General features: G+C 67.1%; 17 protein-coding genes and 1 pseudogene. 5 read left to right on the plus strand and 13 right to left on the minus strand.

The genetic code is table 11. The features are described 5' to 3' along the window. From E7V67_020180 to E7V67_020190, 3 genes are all read left to right on the plus strand, one after another. Window positions 1–651: a chemotaxis protein CheC gene (locus tag E7V67_020180; protein WUR12000.1), complete on the plus strand. Its 651-nt coding sequence runs from the start codon at window positions 1–3 to the stop codon at window positions 649–651. Between the two features lie 4 nt (window positions 652–655). Continuing rightward, window positions 656–1,621 (plus strand): diguanylate cyclase, encoded by a 966-nt coding sequence (locus tag E7V67_020185; protein ID WUR12001.1) that lies wholly within the window; start codon window positions 656–658, stop codon window positions 1,619–1,621. A gap of 173 nt (window positions 1,622–1,794) precedes the next feature. Continuing rightward, window positions 1,795–2,781, plus strand: coding sequence for a CHAD domain-containing protein (locus E7V67_020190; protein ID WUR12002.1), 987 nt, complete (start codon window positions 1,795–1,797; stop codon window positions 2,779–2,781). A 111-nt stretch (window positions 2,782–2,892) separates the two neighbouring features. On the opposite strand, the gene E7V67_020195 is transcribed toward E7V67_020190, so the two are convergent. The 9 genes from E7V67_020195 to E7V67_020235 are packed head-to-tail and all read right to left on the minus strand — an operon-like array spanning window position 2,893 to window position 13,010. Next, complete coding sequence (locus E7V67_020195; GenBank protein WUR12003.1) at window positions 2,893–3,984, minus strand: chemotaxis response regulator protein-glutamate methylesterase; 1,092 nt, start codon at window positions 3,982–3,984, stop codon at window positions 2,893–2,895. Between the two features lie 5 nt (window positions 3,985–3,989). Continuing rightward, complete coding sequence (locus tag E7V67_020200) at window positions 3,990–4,808, minus strand: protein-glutamate O-methyltransferase CheR (GenBank protein ID WUR12004.1); 819 nt, start codon at window positions 4,806–4,808, stop codon at window positions 3,990–3,992. A gap of 6 nt (window positions 4,809–4,814) precedes the next feature. After that, window positions 4,815–5,333 carry a chemotaxis protein CheW gene (locus E7V67_020205; GenBank protein WUR12005.1) on the minus strand — a complete coding sequence of 173 codons (519 nt, stop codon included), beginning with the start codon at window positions 5,331–5,333 and terminating at the stop codon, window positions 4,815–4,817. A 14-nt stretch (window positions 5,334–5,347) separates the two neighbouring features. Next, entirely contained in the window at window positions 5,348–7,264 is a 1,917-nt protein-coding gene (locus E7V67_020210) for a methyl-accepting chemotaxis protein (protein ID WUR12006.1), read from the minus strand. Between the two features lie 41 nt (window positions 7,265–7,305). Beyond that, entirely contained in the window at window positions 7,306–8,946 is a 1,641-nt protein-coding gene (locus E7V67_020215; protein WUR12007.1) for a methyl-accepting chemotaxis protein, read from the minus strand. A 47-nt stretch (window positions 8,947–8,993) separates the two neighbouring features. Then, window positions 8,994–11,108, minus strand: a complete 2,115-nt coding sequence (locus tag E7V67_020220; protein ID WUR12008.1) for a chemotaxis protein CheA — start codon at window positions 11,106–11,108, stop codon at window positions 8,994–8,996. Beyond that, window positions 11,105–11,443, minus strand: a complete 339-nt coding sequence (locus tag E7V67_020225) for an STAS domain-containing protein (GenBank protein WUR12009.1) — start codon at window positions 11,441–11,443, stop codon at window positions 11,105–11,107. Before E7V67_020225 ends, E7V67_020220 begins: the two co-directional genes overlap by 4 nt. 53 nt (window positions 11,444–11,496) lie before the next feature. Then, window positions 11,497–11,865, minus strand: a complete 369-nt coding sequence (locus tag E7V67_020230) for a response regulator (protein ID WUR12010.1) — start codon at window positions 11,863–11,865, stop codon at window positions 11,497–11,499. Window positions 11,866–11,873: 8 nt separating this feature from the next. Then, the gene (locus tag E7V67_020235) at window positions 11,874–13,010 is read right to left on the minus strand and encodes a methyl-accepting chemotaxis protein (GenBank protein ID WUR12011.1); all 1,137 of its coding nucleotides are present in this window, start codon (window positions 13,008–13,010) and stop codon (window positions 11,874–11,876) included. Here E7V67_020235 and E7V67_020240 point away from each other — a divergent pair. Beyond that, a complete protein-coding gene (locus E7V67_020240; GenBank protein WUR12012.1) occupies window positions 13,001–13,240 on the plus strand; it encodes a hypothetical protein in 240 nt (79 codons plus the stop codon). The genes E7V67_020235 and E7V67_020240 overlap by 10 nt on opposite strands. A 193-nt stretch (window positions 13,241–13,433) precedes the next feature. Here the strand turns inward: E7V67_020240 and E7V67_020245 are convergent. Continuing rightward, window positions 13,434–14,130 (minus strand): annotated as a pseudogene (locus E7V67_020245) (IS1595 family transposase). A gap of 135 nt (window positions 14,131–14,265) precedes the next feature. Beyond that, window positions 14,266–15,498, minus strand: coding sequence for a nidogen-like domain-containing protein (locus tag E7V67_020250; protein ID WUR12013.1), 1,233 nt, complete (start codon window positions 15,496–15,498; stop codon window positions 14,266–14,268). A gap of 191 nt (window positions 15,499–15,689) precedes the next feature. Here E7V67_020250 and E7V67_020255 point away from each other — a divergent pair, with 191 nt between their 5' ends. Continuing rightward, on the plus strand, window positions 15,690–16,412 hold the full coding sequence (locus E7V67_020255; protein ID WUR12014.1) for a helix-turn-helix transcriptional regulator: 723 nt from the start codon (window positions 15,690–15,692) through the stop codon (window positions 16,410–16,412). Window positions 16,413–16,460: 48 nt separating this feature from the next. Here E7V67_020255 and eda read toward each other — a convergent pair whose 3' ends face one another. Together eda and edd are read right to left on the minus strand one after the other, a co-directional pair. Continuing rightward, entirely contained in the window at window positions 16,461–17,081 is a 621-nt protein-coding gene (gene eda, locus E7V67_020260) for a bifunctional 4-hydroxy-2-oxoglutarate aldolase/2-dehydro-3-deoxy-phosphogluconate aldolase (GenBank protein WUR12015.1), read from the minus strand. Between the two features lie 3 nt (window positions 17,082–17,084). Further along, window positions 17,085–19,004 (minus strand): phosphogluconate dehydratase, encoded by a 1,920-nt coding sequence (edd, locus tag E7V67_020265; GenBank protein WUR12016.1) that lies wholly within the window; start codon window positions 19,002–19,004, stop codon window positions 17,085–17,087. Between the last annotated feature and the right edge of the window lie 206 nt (window positions 19,005–19,210).

The raw sequence follows: 19,210 nt of genomic DNA on the forward strand, positions 1-19,210 counted from the left end.
ATGGTCGAACTGTCCGAACTGGAACACGACGCCCTCGTCGAGATCTTCAATATCGGCGTCGGCCAGGCCGCGGCCGCGATGAGCGGCATCGTCGGCGAGGAAGTGACGATGTCGGTGCCCTCGATCACCTTCCTGTCGCGCAGCGAGGCGGCCCAGCTGCTGGAGCAGGCGCACCGCAGGAACGGCACGGCCGAGGCGCGCGACGACGCGCGCATCTGCGGCGTCAGCCAGCACTACGAGGGCGCCTTCCAGACCGAAGCCATCCTGATGTTCCCGGAAGATAAAAGCCTGGAGATCGTGCGCCTGATGGTGGGCGAGAGCGTGCCGCTGGACGAGCTGACGGAGATGGAACAGGAGGCGATGAGCGAGATCGGCAACATCATCCTGAATTCCTGCGTCGGCACGCTGGCCAACCTGTTCCAGCACGAGCTGCACGGTTCCCTGCCCGTCTACCAGGTGGGCAGCGGCGACGAGATCCTGGATGCCACCGGCGCCCGCGCCGAAACGGTGGTCATGATGCTGCACATCGACTTCATCCTGGAAAAGCACCAGATCCATGGCTACGTGGCGTTCATCCTCGACGTGACCGCGCTGCACGACCTGAAGGAACAGATCGACCGCTACCTGGCCCGCGCGATGGGGCAGCACTGACAGCATGGCCGATTCCGTTCGTCTCGAGTTGCTGGAAAGCGTGCTGGAAGCGGTCAGCGTCGGCGCGATCGTGCTCGATGCCGGCCGCCGCGTCGTCTTGTGGAACAAGTGGATGAGCCGGCATTCCGGCTGCGCCGCGCACGAAGCCCTGGGCAGCGACCTGTTCGAGCTGCTGCCGGAACTGCGCGGCACCCGCGTGCAGGCTGCCGTCACGCAGGCACTGCAGAACAATTTCTCGTCGCTGCTGTCGCAGACCTTGAACCGCTCGCCCTTCCCCCTGTATTCGAATCCGGCCGCGCAGGCGCGCGGCGAACGGATGCAGCAGGCTGTCGCCGTCACGCCGCTGACCGTCGCCGGCGCGCGCCATTGCCTGATCCAGCTGTCCGACGTCAGCCTCGCGGCGGGGCGCGAGAAACTGCTGCGCGAACAGACCGAGCTGCTGCGCATGCAGACATTCTCGGACGGCCTGACCGGCATCGCCAACCGGCGCGCCTTCGACGTGGCGATCGACCGCGAAGTGCGCCGCGCCAAGCGCGGCGGCGGCAAGGTGTCGCTCCTGATGATCGACATCGACTACTTCAAGCCCTACAACGACCATTACGGCCATCAGCAGGGCGACCAGTGCCTGATCCAGGTTTCCAGCGCACTGCAGGCGCTGCTGCAGCGCTCCGTCGACATGCTGGCGCGCTACGGCGGCGAGGAATTCGCCGTGATCCTGCCGGACAACGACGCCCAGCAGGCCATGCAGATGGCGCGCACCCTGCACCAGCGCGTACTGAGCCTGGCGCTGCCGCACGAGTACGCGGGCGGTCCGGACAAGCAGGTCACCGTCAGCATCGGCATCGCCACCCTGGCGGCGGACCGCCAGGCCGAGGTGCCGGCCCTGATCGGCGCGGCCGACCATGCGCTGTACGACGCCAAGCGCCAGGGCCGCAACCGCATCGTGGCGGCACCGCCGGAGCTGCTGTAACCCTCAGCTGGGCGCCGGTCATTTCCGGTAAGTGCTAGGCTGTCGTCAACACGAAGCGCGCCATGCGCTGTCCGGCCGCGCCGCCTGCGCGCGGCTTCAGTCCAATCCCATGCAACGATCATGGCGGCGCAGCTGCCGACAGCCGCGCGCCGCCGACCGGAAAGGAACCGACGATGCTGACCAAGACCGATTTGCCCGTGAAAGCCGAACCCGTGCGCCTGCGACGGGACATGACCCTGGAAGACGCCTACCGCCGCATCGGCCTGAACTGCCTGCGCCAGATCCGTGCCAACCAGGCCGGCGCGCAACGCCGTTCGATCGAAAGCCTGCACCAGATGCGCGTGGGGCTGCGGCGCCTGCGCGCCGCGCTCGACCTGTTCGACAACCTGGTCGCGCTGCCCGCGCGCCAGCGCGAAGGCCTGGACGCGCTGGCGCAGCAGCTGGGCGCCACGCGCGACTGGGACGTGCTGGCCACCAGCACGCTGGCCGGTTTCGATGCCGAGGGCGCCGCCGCCGCGCAGATCGCGCCGCTGCAGGCGGCCGCGCAGGAACGCTCGGCACGCAGCCACACGGCGCTGGGCGCCGCGCTGGAAGCCCCGGTGCATGACCAGTTGCTGGCGGAAGTGGAGGACTGGTTCGAGCAGCGCCGCTGGCGCGACGAGCCCGATTTCGAGGCCGGGGCGCTGGAACAGAAGGCCAAACGGGGCGCCGTGCCGTTGCTGGCCCATGCGCAGCGCCGCTTGCGCAAGCGTGCCAGGGGATTGGGGCTGGAGCGCGCGCCGCACGCGCAAGCACCGACCGGCGACTCGGAACATGTCGATGCGACCAATGCGGATGCGGCCCATGCGCGCCATCGCGTGCGCATCGCGGCCAAGAAGGCACGCTATGCGGCGGAATTCTTCCAGTCGGTGCTGCCGGGCCGGCAGACGAAACGCTACATCGCCAGCCTGTCGTCACTGCAGGACCGGCTGGGGGAGCTGAACGACCTGGCGGTGGCGGAGGGCCTGCTGGCGCAGCTGGGCGAGCACCCGGGCCGCAACGGCATCGCGCGCGAGCACATCATGTTCGCCCGCGGCTTCGCCGCCGCGCGCACCGCCGCCGGGGTGCAGGCGCTGCGCAAGCCGCTCAAGCGGCTGGTCAGGCAGAAGCCGGTGAAGTAAGCAAAGTTGCCGGCCGTATGAAACCCACAGGTGTCAGGCACCGATCTTCGAGTCTGCGACTCGAAGATCGGTGCCTGACACCTAGGGTGTGTGATGACCTCGGGTCGGCGCTCAGCGCCCCAGTTGCGCCAGGATCTCCCGGTCGATCGCCTTCAACGCCACCGTCTTCTCCACCCCGCCGCGCTTGACCGCCTCCTTCGGCATGCCATACACGACGCAGCTCTCTTCATCCTGCGCGATGGTGCGCGCGCCGGCCTTGCGCATCTCCAGCAGGCCGGCGGCGCCATCGTCGCCCATGCCCGTCATGATGACGCCCAGCGCGTTGGCGCCGGCGTTGCGGGCCACGGAGCGGAACAGCACGTCCACCGACGGCCGGTGCCGGTTCACCAGCGGGCCGTCGATCACCTCGACGAAATACTGCGCGCCGTCACGGCGCAGCAGCATGTGCCGCCCGCCTGGCGCGATCAAGGCGTGGCCCGGCAGCACGCGGTCGTTGTGGCGCGCTTCCGCCACCCGGATCTGGCATACCTGGTCGAGCCGCTCGGCGAACGCCGCCGTGAATTTTTCCGGCATGTGCTGCACGATGACGATGCCGGGCGTGACGCGCGGCAGCGCCGTCAGCACCTCTTCCAGCGCCTGCGTGCCGCCGGTCGAGGTGCCGATGGCCACGATGCGCTCGGTCGTCTGCAACGGCGCGCGCGAGTCGCTCGCGGCCGGCAGGATCGCGTCCGCCGTCAGCTTGACGGGTGCGTGCGGCGCCGCCACGGCCACGGAGGCGCGCGCGGCCAGGCGCTTGACGTTGGCCTGCGCGGCGGCGCGCACCGCGGCCACCAGCTCGTCGCCGCTGTCGACCAGGAATTCCTTCAGGCCCAGGCGCGGCTTGGCGATGACGGACACCGCCCCGGCGGCCATCGCCGCCACGGTCGTCTCGGCGCCGCGCTCGGTCTGGGTCGAGCAGATCACCACGGGTGTCGGCCGCTCGGCCATGATCTTGCGCAGGAAGGTGATGCCGTCCATGCGCGGCATTTCCACGTCCAGCACGATGACGTCCGGCCAGTGGTGCTTCATGCGTTCGATCGCCAGCAGCGGATCGGCGACCGCGTGCAGCAGGTGGATGCCGGGCGCCGCCTGCAGCAGCGCGCCGACCACCTTGCGCACCACCGCCGAATCGTCCACCACCAGCACGCCGATACTGTTCTGCATCGCCGTCACGCCGCCTTGCGATACACGGACGGGATCACGGGACGCACCGCGTCGCTGATTTCGTTCAGCGTTTCGGAATGGCCGATGATGAAATGGCCGCCCGGCTTCAACTGCGACGTCACGCGTGCGACAACCTGGCGCTTGGTGTCGCCATTAAAGTAGATCATCACGTTGCGCAGGAAGATCACGTCGAACTGGCCCAGGTCGGGCAGGCTCGTGTTCAGGTTGACGTGGCGGTACTGCACCCGGCTGCGCAGCGCGCGTTCGACCAGCATCGTGCCCTGCTGCTCGGCGATGCCCTTCAGGCAGAAGCGGCGCAGGTAATCCGGCGGCACGTGCGACGCGCGCTCCATCGGATAGTGGCCCGTGCGGGCCCGGTCCAGCACGCGCGTGCTGATGTCCGATCCCAGCACTTCCCACGGCGCATTGCCCAGCGTGTCGGCCAGCACCATCGCGATGCTGTACGGCTCCTCGCCGGACGAGCAGGCGGCGCTCCACACGCGGAACGGCGCGTTGGCGCGCAGGTTCGGCCGGGCCGCCTCGGCGGCCGACTTGAGCAGCTCGAAGTGACGCGCCTCGCGGAAGAAATAGGTCTCGTTCGTCGTCAGGAGGTCGACGGCGATCTGCACCTCTTCCTTGTGGCGGCCACTCGACAGCATGCCGAAGTAGGCTTCATAGCTGGCCATGCCGTGATGCGCCAGCCGCTTGGCCAGGCGGCCACTGACCAGCGCCTTCTTCGCGTCGGACATCGTAATGCCGGCGATGTCGAAGATGAAGCGCTGGAACTGGGCGAACTCGCGTTCGCTGATCGGGTAGGCGCTCATGGCGTATCAGGCGGCCGGTGCTTCCGCGCTCGCCAGTTCGGGCAGCGTGGCCAGCGCGTCCAGCGCCAGCACCTGGTCGACGTTGAGCAGGATGACGAACTTGCCGTTCAACTTGCCCATGCCGGCGATGAAATCGCCGCGGATGCGGGTGCCGAAGCTGGGCGCCGGCTCGATCTCGCTGGCCGCGATGTCCAGCACCGCGCTGACGGCATCGACGACGACACCCGTCACCTGCCGTTCGCCGTCGGTCTCCGTTTCGACGATGACGATGCAGGTGCGCTTGCCCGGCACGGCCAGCGGCCGGCCGAAGCGCGCCGCCAGGTCCATCACGGGCACGACGGCGCCGCGCAGGTTGATGACGCCGCGGATACAGTCCGGCATCATCGGCACTTCGGTGATGCCGGCGAACTCGATGATTTCCTTGACGGCCATGATGCCGATGGCGAAGGCTTCGCCGCCCAGCATGAACGTCAGGTATTGGGCGCTCTCGGCCAGCGCCGGGGCTTGCGTTTGCGTGTGCTTCATGTGCGTGAATCCGCTCAGAATTTCGTGAAGTTTGCTTCGTCCGGCTCGCCGTGCAGCGCGAAGCCGTCGGCCAGCTTCAGCGCGGTGCGGCGCGGCGCGCCACGGCCCGGCTGCATGCGGCGGGCCGCCACGGCCAGGCCGGTACGCGGGCCATCGAGGTGGAAGAAGCCGATCGCCTGCTGCAGTTGCTCGGCCTGGCTGCTCATCTCTTCCGCCGTCGCCGCCAGTTCTTCCGAGCTGGAGGCGTTCTGCTGCGTGCCCTGGCTCATCTGGCCGACGGCCGCGTTGATCTGGCCGACGCCGGCCGACTGCTCTTCCGACGCGGCCGTGATTTCCTGCACCAGGTCGGAGGTCCTGCGGATGTTCGGCACCATCTCGTCCAGCAGCGCGCCGGCCCGTTCGGCCAGTTGCACGCTGTTGCTGGCGACTTCGCCGATCTCTTGCGCCGCCACCTGGCTGCGTTCGGCCAGCTTGCGCACTTCCGCCGCCACCACCGCAAAGCCCTTGCCGTGTTCGCCGGCACGGGCCGCCTCGATGGCCGCGTTCAGCGCCAACAGGTTGGTCTGGTAGGCGATGTCGTCGATGATGCCGATCTGCTTGGCGATCTGCTTCATCGCCGTCACGGTGGCCTTGACCGCTTCGCCGCCCTCGGCCGCTTCCCTGGCCGCCTTGGACGCCATGCCGTCGGTGACGCGGGCGTTCTCGGTGTTCTGCGAGATCGAGGCCGTCATCTGTTCCAGCGACGCGCTGGTTTCCTCGACGCTGGCGGCCTGCTCGGAAGCGGCCTGCGACAGCGCCTGCGCCGTGGCGCTGACCTCTTCCGACGCCGATGCGAGCGAGACGGCGCTGGCGTTGACGTCGCCAACGACCGCGGCCAGCTTGTCCATCGTGCCGTTCGAGTAATCCTTGAGCTGGCCGAACGCGCCGTCGTAGTGCTTGTCGATGCGCTTGGTCAGGTCGCCCTCGGCCAGCGCCGCCATCACGCGCACCACGTCGGCGATGCTGGCGCCAGTGGTGGCGACCAGCTGGTTCAGGCCATCGCCCATCTCCTTCTGGAAGCCCTGCATGCCCGCCGTGTCGACGCGCTGCTCGAAGTTGCCGTGGTTGGCGGCATCGACGACGGCGCGCTGGCCGGCGATCACGGTGCGCAGCTTGCCCACCATTTCGTTGACCGCGTACAGCATGCTGGAACGGTCGCCACGGCGCAGGTGCGCCTCGGCCGACAGGTCGCCCGCCGAGATGCGCTTGACCAGTTGGGCCGCATAGGCCGGTTCGCCGCCGATCAGGCGCGTGACGGCATACATGATCCACGTGCCCATCGCGATGCCCATCAGGACGGCGATCGTGCCCAAGGTGATCTGCTGGGTGCGCGCGGTGGCATAGGCCTCCTCGGCCTCCTTGCCGGACTGCGCCATCGCCTGGTCCTGGTGCACGATCATCTTGGCGATCGCCTCCATGTACGCGGACTGCATGCCTTCCATCTGGTTGACGAGCAGCGCGCGCGCTTCATCGCGCTTGCCTTCGCCGACCAGGCGCAGGAACTGCTCCTGCACGACCTTGTAGCGTTCGCGATGTTCCTGCGCCACGCGCAGCGCCTCGCGGCCCTTGGCCGAAGCGACCAGCTGCTCGAGCCGGTTGAAGTTGGCGCGCAGCTCGACGCGATTGGCCTCGATGGTGGCCAGCTCGCGGCGCGTCTTCTCGGCGTCCTCGAAGATGACGAGGTTGCGCATGGCAATCGCCACCTCGTGGATATTGCCGATCAGTGCGTAGCTGTGGACCACTTTCGGGTATTTGTCGGTGACCAGCTCTTCCACGTTCTGGCTGACGCTGCCGATACTGCGCAGCCCCAGCAGGACCATCCCGATCAGCAGCAGGCTCACGGTGCCGAAGGCGATCGCCAGGCGCACGCTTAGTTTGAGGTTACGGAACATCACATTCTCCAGGCGGCTCGGCCGCCATTGGGTTGGTCAAATCAGAAGCGCGTGAAGCTGGCTTCGTCGGGCGCCCCTTCGGCGGCGAATACGGGCTTGCTCAATGCCAGGCCAGGACGCTTCTTCGACGCCGCGGCACGGGCCGGAGCGGCCGGCGTGGCGCTCTTGCGCGGTGCGCTGCCGTCGCCGTGCAGGCGGAAGAACGCCATGGCCTGCTGCAGTTGCTCGGCCTGGCTGCTCATCTCTTCCGCCGTCGCCGCCAGCTCTTCCGAGCTGGAAGCGTTCTGCTGCGTGGTCTGGCTCATCTGGCCGACGGCCGCGTTGATCTGGCCGACGCCGGCCGACTGCTCTTCCGACGCGGCCGTGATTTCCTGCACCAGGTCGGAGGTCTTGCGGATGTTCGGCACCATCTCGTCCAGCAGCGCGCCGGCCCGTTCGGCCAGTTCCACGCTGGACGTGGCCACTTCGCCGATTTCCTGTGCCGCCACCTGGCTGCGCTCGGCCAGCTTGCGCACTTCCGCCGCCACCACGGCAAAGCCCTTGCCATGCTCGCCGGCCCGTGCCGCTTCGATAGCCGCGTTCAGCGCCAACAGGTTGGTCTGGTAGGCGATGTCGTCGATGATGCCGATCTGCTTGGCGATCTGCTTCATCGCCGTCACGGTGGCCTTGACGGCCTCGCCGCCCTCGGCCGCCTCGTTGGCGGCCTTGCCGGCCATGCCGTCGGTGACGCGGGCGTTCTCGGTGTTCTGCGAGATCGAGGCCGTCATCTGCTCCAGCGAGGCGCTGGTCTCTTCGACACCGGCGGCCTGCTCGGACGCGGCTTGCGACAGCGCCTGCGCGGTGGCGCTGACCTCTTCGGAAGCCGAGGCCAGCGACTGCGCGCTGCCGTTGACTTCACCGACCACCTGCGTCAGGCGGCCGATCATGTTGCGCATCGCGTCCAGCAGCTGGCCAGCCTCGTCGCGCGACTGGCCGGTGACGGCGACCGTCAGGTCGCCGGCGGCCAGGCTGTCGGCCACCTGCACGGCCTGGCGCAGCGGCCGCGTGATCGACAGCGTGATGGACACCGCCACCAGCGTGGCCAGCAGCAGCGCGCCAGCCGTGATCGACAGCACCAGCGTGCGCGTTTCGTGGTACGTGGTGCTGGCATGTTCCGCCGCATCCTTCATGCGGTCGGCCTGGAACTGGGTCAGGTCGTCGAACGCCTTGATCAGCTCGCGGTTGGCCGGCGCGTAGTCGGCCACGATGAACGCGGCGGCGGCCTGGCGGTCGCTGCGCGCCAACGCATAGAACTTGTCGTACTTCGATTCCAGTACCGCGCGCTTGTCGTGGATGACCTTCAGCAGTTGGACGCCGCGTTCCAGCACGATCACCTTGTCCAGCTGGGCGATGTTGCGCGCGCTCTCCGCGCGCAGGTCCTCGACGGCCTTGCGGAAGCGCTCCACTTCCGTTTCGTTATTGGACAGCAGCATGCTGCGCATCTGGCGGCCGATGTCGATCGAATCGCGCACGGTCTCCTGCACGAGCACCACTTTCGGATAGGCGTTGGCGGTAATCGTGGTCGTCAACTCGTCCATGGTTGCCATGCGCGTCACGGCCAGCAAGGCCACGCCCAGCAACAGCAGCAATACGGCACCGAAGGCAAGTGCCAGCCTGATACCAATTTTCAGATTCTTAAGCACGATGGCTCCCTGCGTAAATAAAGATAGAAAAGATGACTAAACCAGCACTACACCGCCACGCCGGTCTCGTGCTCGACGCCGCTCATCAGCGCCGCCATGTCGAGAATCAGCGCCACGTCGCCGTTACCGAGGATCGACGAGCCGCTCAGGAAGCGCACGCCGCTAAATACTTTGCCCAGCGGCTTGATCACCGTCTGGAATTCGCCCAGCAGGCTGTCCACCACCAGCCCTGCCTTGCGCCCGCCGTAGCGCACCACGACGATGCTCTGACGCCGCGCCGGTGCGCCGTCCACGGCGAATCTCTCGCGCAGCCGCACGAACGGCAGCGCCTGGCCGCGCAGGTCGATGTAGTCGCGCGTCGGATCGTCGCGGAACTCGACGCACTCCTCGACCATGTCCATCGGGATGACGAACACGGACTTGCCGAGGCCCACCTGGAAGCCATTGATGATCGCCAGGGTCAGCGGCAGGCGCACCGTCACCGTGGTGCCGACGCCTTCCGTGCTGGCGATTTCCACGCTGCCGCGCAGCGCCACGATGTTGCGCTTGACGACATCCATGCCGACGCCGCGGCCGGACAGGTTGGTCACCTGTTCCGCCGTGGAGAAGCCCGGCTCGAAGATCAGGCCGAAGATTTCCTTGTCCGACAGCACCCGGCCCGGCTCCACCAGGCCGCGCTCGATGGCCTTGGCCAGGATGCGGTCCTTTTTCAGGCCGCCGCCATCGTCGCTCACTTCGATGACGATGCTGCCCGAGTCGTGATAGGCGTTCAGCGCCACGCAGCCCTGGGCCGGCTTGCCGCGCGCGGCACGCACGTCGGCCGGCTCGATGCCGTGGTCCATCGCGTTGCGCACCAGGTGCGTCAGCGGGTCGCCGATCTTCTCGACCACCGTCTTGTCCAGCTCCGCGTCCTCGCCGGACAGTTCCAGCCGAATGTCCTTGCCGATCTCGCGCGACAGGTCGTGCACGACGCGCTGGAAGCGGTTGAAGGTGGCGCCGATCTTCACCATGCGCAACTGCAGGGCGCTGTCGCGTACTTCCTCGACCAGGCCGGACAGCGTGGAGGTGCATTCCAGGAGTTCCGGAATCTGGGTACGCCGTGCGATCAGGTTGGCGCCGGCGCCGGCGATGATCAGCTCACCCACCAGGTTGATCAGGCGATCAAGCTTGTCCGCGTCCACGCGCACCGAGCGGTTTTCCTGGCGCGGTTCATTGGCCTGCTTCTGCTTCGACAGCGCCGCCTCCAGCACCGGGGCGCGCACGGCGCCCTGCTCCACCAGGATCTTGCCCAGCGGCGCCGCCTGCGCGCCGCCGGCGCTCTGCACCGCCAGTGCCTGTTCCAGTTCGTGCGCGGTGATGCTGCCGCTGCGCACCAGCATCTCGCCCAAGAGGCTGCGCTGCTCGGGCAGGTCGTCGATCAGCTGCACGTATTCCGACACCTTGGTGCGCGGCGGCAGGATGCGGATCTGGCAGTCGTCGCGCACGAAGTCGAACACCTCGTCGATGGCCGCCTTGTCGGCGGTCGTCAACAGGCCGATCTCGAAGCCCAGGTAGCAGGACTCGGCATCGAATTCCTCCACGGCCGGCAAGCCCTCGTCCAGCAGCACGATGTCCGTGATCTCGCCCATCTGGCCCAGGTAGCGCACGAACGACAGCGGGTCCATGCCGTTGCGCAGCACGTCGCGGCCGAAGCGCAGCGAGATGTGCCACTGCTCCGCCGCGGCGGGCAGCGCGCTGGCGCTGTCCTGGCGCTCCTTGCGCGCGGCGCTGGCGCCGTCGCCCAGGTAGGCCTGCAACCGGGCCGACAGCGGCGCCCCCTGCTGCTGCAATTCCTCGTTGCCTTCCAGGGCGCCCGCCTCGACCGCGTCCACCAGCGCGCCGATATGGTCGCAGCAGGCCAGCAGCAGCGCGACCAGGTCATCCGTCACCGGCACCGTGCCGGCGCGCACCTTATCGAGCACGCTCTCGGCCACGTGGGTGAAATCGACCACGGCGTCCAGGCCGAACATGCCGGCCGAGCCCTTGATCGTGTGCGCCGCGCGGAACACGGCGTTGACCGCTTCGTCGCCTTCGTCCGCAACGTGCAGCAGGCCATGTTCCATCGCCTCCAGCAGGTCGCGGCTCTCGGCGATGAAGGTCTGGATCAATTGGTCGAGGTTCATGCGTTGACTCCTTCCTGCGTACGGCCGATGCGCGACGCCAGTCCCGTCAGGTCCAGCACTTCGCGCACGGCCGGGCTGTAGGCCACGAGGCGCAGGGCCTGCCCTTGGCGCTCGGCCTCGCGCCGCGCCAGCAACAGCAGCTGCACGCCCGCGCTGTCGAACTCCGTCACCAGCGACAGGTCGAGCGCCAGCGCGCGCGCCTCGCTTGCGGCCTGCCGCAGCGCATCGGACAGCACGTCCTTCAGCTCCGCGGCGCGGTAAATCGTCATCTCGCCTTCGATGCGCAGGGCAGCAGCGGTCCCTTGGCTTGGCGCGCCAATATCGCCTGTCGTCATGGTTACTCCCCGGCCCAAGGCCGGTCAATGAATGGGATTGTGCGGTGGCCGCGTTACGGCATCACCAGTTTCTGCACGGCCGCCAGCAGGGTCTCTGGCTTGAACGGCTTGACCATCCAGGCGCGCGCGCCGGCGGCCTGGCCCTGGGCCTTCTTCTCTTCCTGCGACTCGGTGGTCAGCATCAGCACCGGCGTGAACTTGTAGGCCGGGCGCGTCTTGAGCTCCTTGACGAACGTGATGCCGTCCATGTTCGGCATGTTGACGTCGCTGATGATCAGGTTGACCTTCTGCCCGGTCAGCTTCTTCAGCGCGTCGGCGCCGTCGACGCCTTCGATGACGTCATAGCCGGCCTGCTTCAATGCGATGCCGACGACCTGGCGGATCGACAGCGAGTCGTCCACGACCATGATGGTTTTTGCCATGTGAGTTCCTAGAAAAATGTGAGTTCTTCGGCCTGCTGGGGAGCAGGCTGCGCCTTGACCTGGTGCATGGCGCGTTCTTCGGCCATGGCGTAGGTGCTTTCCAGTTCGGCCAGCAGCGCGCGCGCATCGAGCGCCGGGACCGTGTCGCCCGCCACCCGGGCGCGATGCTCGGCCAGGTGGTCCGGCAGCCGCGCGACGTTCTGCTGCACGTGGGCCAGGATCTGGCTGACGCGGTCCTGGAACTGCAGCTGCACCAGGGCCTCGGACACTTCGCCCTGGATGCCGGCGCTTTCCCGCGCCAGCAGCTCGGACGAGTGCACCAGCGCATCGGTCACGCCGCGCAGGTCCGCCAGTACCTTGTTGATCGTCTGGCCCGAGGCCTGCACCGCGCGCTCTTCCTCGCGCATCGACTCGCCCGCGGCCTGGCAGGTAGCGGCGATCGCGCTGCTGATCTGGCCCACCTGCTGGGCGATGTGCCTGCCCGCATCCGCGGAGCGGTTCGACAGCATGCGCACCTCGTTGGCGACGACGGCAAAGCCGCGCCCCGCCTCGCCGGCGCGGGCCGCCTCGATGGCCGCGTTCAGCGCCAGCAGGTTGGTCTGCCAGGCGATGCTGGCCACGTCGCCGGCCATCTTTTGCAATTGCGCAGTGATCTCCTGCAGGCCCTGGATCTTCTCCAGCATGGCGGACTTGCTGGCCGCGGCGCCCGACAGCATGTCGAGCAGCGAGCGCAGCTCCCGTTCGCTGTCGGCAAAGACTTCGACGATGCCGCCGCCGTTACCGTGGTTGCGCGCCTCGCCGGAAGCCGACAGGGCTTGCTCGAGCTTCGTGACGATGCCGGAAAAACGTTCGACCAGGGCCACGATGGCCGTTTCCATCTGCTCGCGCGAAGCGCCGATGTGCGAGGCCCAGACGCTGGACACTTCGTCGCCGAAGCGCTGGCGGCTGGCCAGGTAGGCGTCCAGGGCATCCCCACCTTGAGCCTGGGCGACGCCGCCATGCAGGCTGGCGCCAATGCCGGCGGCCAGGAGCAGCACGGCGATCAGCCAGCCATGCCACTGCCAGCCGGCCAGCGGCACGATCGCCAGCGCCGCCGCGACGGCGATGACGGCGGGATAAAACATCGACAATTTGCGTGATTGCATCGAACGCACTGCTGAAACTCCACGGCGGTATAAGAATAGTTATCACGAACGGTTATCTGCGCACGGATATTCGAAAAATTCCTGGCGATAACGTCGCGGCACGGGTCGGATGCGTGATCGCGTGGCGCGTGCTGCATGGAATGATTGCAGAGGACATTGCCGCAGCGCAAGCATTGGCGCGGCTTTTCGACAGGAAGGTAGCGCAAAACAGACAGCGCTTATTTGAATGAAAAGAGAATATGGGTGGAGCGTACTGGAATGCTATTCGTTTTCGACAAGTAAATATCAGCGCGACTTGGTTTAAATGAATGTATTAAATGTATCGCGGCTGGCAATAAGATCGGCACAGCGCATAAAAAGGCGCTGTTCGCGTTAGCTGGTGGTTCCCACGGGTCACGGAACTATCCGAGCACGCCCATGTCACTAACGGCCTGTGCCGTACCGGGCCGCCGCCACCCCGATGCGCAGCCAGTCCGATGGCGTTGCCGGTGCTCCGGCATCGAGCACCCGTCGCCAGCCGGTGTAGTTGGCCAGGTAGCGGCTGGCGACACCGTGGAACCGCTGCAGCCATCCCTTGAACCGGCTGTGCCAGCCGTTCACGTTCTGGAGATGAATGGCGCCCCGTGCCCTGATCCCGGCCCGCACGTTGACAGCCTCGTGCGTGATGCCCGCTTCCCGCGCGAACGCCTGATAGGCCTTGGCCGCGTCGCTGATCAACAAGATGTCTGGCCGCAGCACCGGCAGCAGATGCGCTGCCAATTGCGCGGCACTGACCGGTCCACGCCCGGTGACGAAGTCATGCGTGAGCCGGTTGCGGTCGCGGGCGACAAGGATGCAATCGAATTCCCGACTCAAGCCGCGCCGGCTGGCCTTACCGCCGCGCCGTCGGGCCGGCCGTACAGCGATAGCGCTGAAGACCATTGGCCGCGCCGCTGCGATGACAGCGGCTACCTGCGCAACGGGGACAAGGCGGCCTGCCGGCAGCCGCCGCGATCAAGGCGAAGCATTCGCCGCCGGGCGTGACGGTTGCCAACAGGGCCTGTAAGGCGGCCACCTCGTCGCACGTCAGCCGACACTGGCCCAGCGCCTGCAAGATTGCCTGGAACTCCCTCGCACCCATTGCCGGCCTCCTGATCTGCATGAGATATCTCAACAGATGATCAGACAGCCCGGCTGGACGCAAGTTCCACTACCTAACGCGAACAGCGCCAAAAAAAAAGCCGGCATGAGCCGGCTTTTCAAGGCGCAATGCTTATCAGGCGCGACGGCGGCGGGCGGCGAAGCCCAGGATGCCCAGGCCGGCGGCCAGCATGCCGTACGTCGCCGGCTCCGGTACCGCCGACACGGTCAGTGCCGTCTGCGTGACCGTGGCGTTGCCGACGCTGTCGAACCACAGGCCCGTGGAGAACGCGATCGGGCTGGCCGGGTTGATGCCCGCATCCACCTCGATGCCGGTGACGCGGAACTTGTCGACCGACTTGCCGAACTCGAAGTGCTCGCCACCGGCCACATTGGCCGCGAACAGTTTCCACTGGCCGTCTTCCATCAGCCAGATGTCGTAGCGGCCGTCGCCGACGCCCGGCAGCAGCGTGACGCCGTTGACCCGTGGGCCATTGCTGATCGTGTAATCGTAACCGGTGGCGACGACCGGGTCGATCCAGATCGGCGTGCCGGTGCCGACTGGCATGTTCTCGAACACCCAGCCGGCGCTGCCGTCGTCGATGTTGCCCGGCAGGACCGGGTTGTAGGGCGCGCTGCCCGGCAGTTCCTCGCTGCGCACGTGGAAGCGCCACACACCGTCGGCGCCAACGTTGCTGTCGCTCGCCAGGCCCAGCACGTTTTGCGTGCCCGAGCCCACCAGGGAGTAGGAATTGGTCTCGGCACCGGCGTTCCAGCCAGCGACGGCGGCACGGCCGCCCAGGCCGCCAGCGCCGCCGCTGGCATCGCCCGTCGTCCACTGCAGCTGGCCGTAGCGGAATTCCATGTCGAAGTCACCCGCGTGGCCCGTGGCCGACGACTGGTCCTTCAGCACCAGCTGGAAAGTGTTCTGCTTGTCGTTGTGCTGGTTGTAGTAGCCGACCGTATCCCAGGTGACGACCAGCGTCTGGCTGTCCGGATTGGCCAGGTATACGTTGTTGGCGAACGGGCTGGGCATGTTGCTAGTCTGGTTGCGCGTGTCGACGTCGGCCCAGAACGGCGCGATCATCGCCGCGCTCGAGATCGGGAACAGCGACGGCGAATAGGTCGACATCGCGCCGGAGAACGAGATATTGCCGTTGTTGTTGACCCAGTAGTTCGAATAGGCGTTGCCGAAGAAGTTGATTCGGAACGGCAGCGTCAGCTGTGCGGAAGAGCCGTCGTCGTTTGGCGCCATGATGCGGTCGCCGAAGCCGCGGTCGCCGCCGAAGCCGGTCAGCAGCGGGTCGGCGCCGGCCGAAGCGCTGGCAAAGGCAGCCAGCAGGGAAAGAGCGATACAGGAACGTTTCATGATTACCCTGGTGTGATGTTGGACTAGAAAACGCGCCAGGCCAGCGCGCAGCCCATCATTGTCGCGGAGCGGCAATGCGGTGTGTATCACATACAAGGAGGGTTGTACTTATCTAAAAGTTATGTTAATTTCATATGTTCTTTTTCCCAAATGACACGGTTTTCCACCGTACAGAGAACAGGCGCGGGCAGATGCAACTGGAAATTTTCGAGGCAGCACTGTTCGGCACCGAGGCCGAGTTCCTCGAGCGCGCGCTGGCGTGGCTTGGGCGCGATATCCCGTTCGACGGGCTGCTGTGGGCCACCGGCGCGCCACGCAGCTGGAATGACATGCGCGTTCACGGCCGGCCAGCCGAGATGGCGCGCGACTACCTGGGCATCGCGGCCATCGATCCGGTGTGCGGCCGGGCGGAGGCGCTGCCGGAGCGGGTGCACACGCTGACTACCGCCAGGATCTGCGCGGCGCAGCCACCCGCGCTTGCGTTCTGGCAGGGCTACGACGGGCGTCACGTGATGATCTATGCGAAGCGGGACGGCGCGGGCCAGCCCGTAGCCTGGCTGAACCTGCTGCGCGCCGACGGCACGCCGTTCAGCGCGCGCGAGCAGCAGGCGATGGGCTACGTGGCCCCGGCCGTACTGACGGCGCAGCAGGTACGCAGCGCCAAGGCCGCGCGCGCGCAGGCGACGCAGGCGGCCGCCCCGGCACCGGCCGTGCCGCTGACATGCCGCGAGCTGGCAGTAGCCCATGCGTACGCGGACGGCCGCCCTGTCAAGGAAGTGGCGCGGCTGATGGGCGTTTCGACGTCGACCGTGCAATGCCACCTGGCGCGCATCTACCGCAAGCTGGGCGTGCACAGCAAGATCGCGCTGCGCAAGGCGCTGCAGGACCGGCGCGCCCGGCCGCGGCACGGCTGACCAATGAAAACGGCGCCCGCGGGCGCCGTTTCATCAACAGGCCAAACCTCAGCCGCGCAGTGCGCTGGCCGCCTTCGCCAACGCGGTGATGTGCTCCCAGTCACCTGCCTTCATCGCGTCCTTCGGCGTCAGCCACGAACCGCCCACGCAGGCCACGTTCTTCAGCGCCAGGAACGCCGGCGCGGTTTCCTGCGAGATGCCGCCGGTGGGGCAGAACGTGATGTCCGACAGGGGACCGGCAATCGCATTGAGCATGCCGACGCCGCCGGCAGGCACGGCCGGGAACAGCTTGAGCTGCTTGAAGCCCTGTTCGCGCGCCTTCATTACTTCCGATGGCGTCATCACGCCCGGCAGCAGCGGCAGGCCGGACGACTTCTGCGCCGCGATCAGCGCGTCGGTCAGGCCCGGCGAGACGCCGAACACGGCGCCCGCATCGCGCGCGGCGGCGAATTCCTCCGGCTGCGTCAGCGTGCCCACGCCGACGATGGCGCCTTCGACTGCGCTCATGGCGCGGATCGCGCCCACGCCGTGCGGCGTGCGCAGCGTGACTTCCAGCACGCGGATGCCGCCGGCGACCAGGGCCTTGGCCAGTGGGACGGCATGATCGGGATCGTCGATCGCGATCACGGGGATCACGGCCGAGGTACGCATAATGTCGAGCAGGTTCATGTTTTACGCTTTCTTGGCAAGGAAATCTTCATCGGAACCGGGCACCGTGTTGCCCACGTTGTCGCCACCGTGCAGTTCGACGGTGGTGTCGCGCGCGGACGGCAGGCCGAACGTCGTCGCGCCCTGCTCCGCCGCCGAGACGCTGTGGCGGAACATGCCGAACAGTTCGCGCCCCATGCCGACATGGCTCGGCGTCAGGTCCGCCTGCGCCTGGGCGCGGGCATGCCACACCTTCGACTCGACCTTCGCCTCCAGCACGCCGGTGGCGGCGTCCAGGTGGATGATGTCACCGTCGCGCACCAGGCCCAGCGGACCGCCGGCCAGGATTTCCGGCGACACGTGGATCGCGGCAGGCACCTTGCCCGAAGCGCCCGACATGCGGCCGTCCGTGACCAGCGCCACCTTGCGGCCGGCATCCTGCAGGTTGGCCAGCGCCGGCGTCAGCGCATGCAGCTCCGGCATGCCGTTGGCGCGCGGGCCCTGGAAGCGGATCACGGCGACGAAGTCGCGGTCCAGCTGGCCGGCTTTATACGCGGCCATGAAATCCTCCTGCGAATTGAACACCAGCGCAGGTGCCTCGACCGCGCGGTGTTCCGGCTTGACGGCCGAGACCTTCATGATGGCGCGGCCCAGGTTGCCGTCCACCAGCACCATGCCGCCATCCTTCGAGAACGGCTCGGCCGCGGTGCGCACCACGTTGGTGTCGCCCGACACGGGCGGCGAATCCTTGAAGACCACGCCCTTGTCGCCTTCGCCCAGGAACGGCTCCTTGCAGTGGTTGCGCAGGCCCTTGCCCAGCACCGTCGTGACGTCGTCGTGCAGCAGGCCCGCGTCCAGCAGTTCGCGGATCACGAAACCGGTACCGCCGGCGGCGTGGAAGTGGTTCACGTCCGCATCGCCGTTCGGGTAGATGCGCGCCAGCAGCGGCACCACGGCCGACAGGTCGTTGAAGTCGTCCCAGTCGATCACGATGCCGGCCGCCTTGGCGATGGCCGGCAGGTGCAGCGTGTGGTTGGTGGAACCGCCCGTCGCCAGCAGCGCGACGATGGCGTTGACGATCGATTTCTCGTCGACCACGTGGCCGACCGGGATGTATTCGTTGCCCTGCTCCGTGATCAGCGCGGCGCGGCGGGCCGCGGCGGCCGTCAGCTCGTCGCGCAGCGCCGTGCCCGGCGTGATGAAGGCGGCGCCCGGCAGGTGCAGGCCCATCACTTCCATCAACATCTGGTTGCTGTTGGCGGTGCCGTAGAACGTGCAGGTGCCGGCGCCGTGGTAGGACTGCGCCTCGCCTTCCAGCAGTTCCTCACGGGTGGCCTTGCCCTGCGCGTAGCGCTGGCGGATCGCGGCCTTTTCCTTGTTCGACAGGCCCGACGTCATCGGCCCGGCCGGTACGAACACGGCCGGCAGGTGGCCGAAGTGCAGCGCGCCGATCAACAGGCCCGGCACGATCTTGTCGCACACGCCCAGGTACAACACCGAGTCGAACATATTGTGCGACAGCGCGACGGCCGTGCTCATCGCGATCGTATCGCGCGAGAACAGCGACAGTTCCATGCCTGGCTGGCCCTGGGTGACGCCGTCGCACATGGCGGGCACGCCGCCGGCGAACTGCGCCACCGCGCCCACTTCGCGCACGGCTTCCTTGATCACTTTCGGGAAGTATTCGAACGGCTGGTGTGCCGACAGCATGTCGTTGTAGGCCGAGACGATGGCGACGGAAGGCTTCTTCACTTCCTTCAGCAGCAGCTTGTCGTTGGCGGGGAACGCGGCGAAGCCGTGCGCGAGGTTGGTGCAGGACAGCGTGCCGCGCTGCGGGCCCTTGACGCGGGCCGCTTCGAGATGCGCCAGGTAGGCGCCGCGCGACGGACGGCTGCGCGCAACGATGCGCGCAGTGACTTTTTCGAGGACTGGGTGCAAGGCCATTATGCTTCCTTATCGATGAATTCCCGAAATTTTACTACAATGCGCGGCGACGTGCATTTTTCGACCATTTCTGAGTGCGGTTACGGCTCAGCTGATAGCGTGAACATCGGTCGGGGATGAAATTTTTCGCGCCGTCACGGCGACTGGCGTAGTGAATTTACCCGATTTTCCTGTATAGTTAGCCAATATTCCCAACTGACTCATCA

It is taken from the genome of [Empedobacter] haloabium, from assembly GCA_008011715.2.
Classification (GTDB): Bacteria; Pseudomonadota; Gammaproteobacteria; order Burkholderiales; family Burkholderiaceae_D; genus Rugamonas; species Rugamonas haloabia.

What these genes read in the sequence shown, in the direction of transcription:
- eda (WUR12015.1), bottom strand. Translation starts at nt 17,081, where the DNA reads ATGAACCTGCTCGACATTATGCGTACCTCGGCCGTGATCCCCGTGATC.
- E7V67_020180 (WUR12000.1), top strand. Translation starts at nt 1, where the DNA reads ATGGTCGAACTGTCCGAACTGGAACACGACGCCCTCGTCGAGATCTTC.
- E7V67_020210 (WUR12006.1), bottom strand. Translation starts at nt 7,264, where the DNA reads ATGTTCCGTAACCTCAAACTAAGCGTGCGCCTGGCGATCGCCTTCGGC.
- edd (WUR12016.1), bottom strand. Translation starts at nt 19,004, where the DNA reads ATGGCCTTGCACCCAGTCCTCGAAAAAGTCACTGCGCGCATCGTTGCG.
- E7V67_020185 (WUR12001.1), top strand. Translation starts at nt 656, where the DNA reads ATGGCCGATTCCGTTCGTCTCGAGTTGCTGGAAAGCGTGCTGGAAGCG.
- E7V67_020205 (WUR12005.1), bottom strand. Translation starts at nt 5,333, where the DNA reads ATGAAGCACACGCAAACGCAAGCCCCGGCGCTGGCCGAGAGCGCCCAA.
- E7V67_020235 (WUR12011.1), bottom strand. Translation starts at nt 13,010, where the DNA reads ATGCAATCACGCAAATTGTCGATGTTTTATCCCGCCGTCATCGCCGTC.
- E7V67_020220 (WUR12008.1), bottom strand. Translation starts at nt 11,108, where the DNA reads ATGAACCTCGACCAATTGATCCAGACCTTCATCGCCGAGAGCCGCGAC.
- E7V67_020225 (WUR12009.1), bottom strand. Translation starts at nt 11,443, where the DNA reads ATGACGACAGGCGATATTGGCGCGCCAAGCCAAGGGACCGCTGCTGCC.
- E7V67_020195 (WUR12003.1), bottom strand. Translation starts at nt 3,984, where the DNA reads ATGCAGAACAGTATCGGCGTGCTGGTGGTGGACGATTCGGCGGTGGTG.
- E7V67_020255 (WUR12014.1), top strand. Translation starts at nt 15,690, where the DNA reads ATGCAACTGGAAATTTTCGAGGCAGCACTGTTCGGCACCGAGGCCGAG.
- E7V67_020190 (WUR12002.1), top strand. Translation starts at nt 1,795, where the DNA reads ATGCTGACCAAGACCGATTTGCCCGTGAAAGCCGAACCCGTGCGCCTG.
- E7V67_020200 (WUR12004.1), bottom strand. Translation starts at nt 4,808, where the DNA reads ATGAGCGCCTACCCGATCAGCGAACGCGAGTTCGCCCAGTTCCAGCGC.
- E7V67_020250 (WUR12013.1), bottom strand. Translation starts at nt 15,498, where the DNA reads ATGAAACGTTCCTGTATCGCTCTTTCCCTGCTGGCTGCCTTTGCCAGC.
- E7V67_020230 (WUR12010.1), bottom strand. Translation starts at nt 11,865, where the DNA reads ATGGCAAAAACCATCATGGTCGTGGACGACTCGCTGTCGATCCGCCAG.